Source organism: Psychrobacter sp. TB20-MNA-CIBAN-0197 (assembly GCF_040309765.1).
Taxonomy (GTDB): domain Bacteria; phylum Pseudomonadota; class Gammaproteobacteria; order Pseudomonadales; family Moraxellaceae; genus Psychrobacter; species Psychrobacter submarinus.
Window position 1 is genome coordinate 1 of sequence record NZ_JBEOPC010000263.1, and the last position, 321, is coordinate 321.

At 53.0% G+C, this 321-nt stretch carries 1 protein-coding gene; it reads right to left on the bottom strand.

Annotation, left to right across the window (positions count from 1 at the left end; all coding sequences use genetic code 11):
• The coding region (locus AAEY83_RS13585) for a MotA/TolQ/ExbB proton channel family protein (RefSeq protein ID WP_351059596.1) at positions 1–321 on the bottom strand (321 nt) is incomplete at both ends.

Sequence of the window (321 nt, forward strand, 5' to 3'; positions counted from 1 at the left end):
GCATTGCTGTTAAGGGCAGTGTCTCTGTCTATCACGCTTTGAGCACTGGTCTCACGCTGGAGCATCCCTGTCATCTCATCGCAGAATAACGCGCGTGAATCGTACAAGCGGCTCGATTTGGCCGTAAAGTGGTTGTACGCGAGCACAGCAGGAATCGCTGCAAATAAACCCATCGCCGTGGCAATGAGTGCTTCCGCGATGCCTGGCGCAACAGAAGCGAGAGTCGCCTGTTCCGTTTGAGAGAGTCCCAAAAAGGCATTCATAATACCCCATACTGTGCCAAACAAACCGACATAAGGTGCGACTGAGCCGATACTGGCT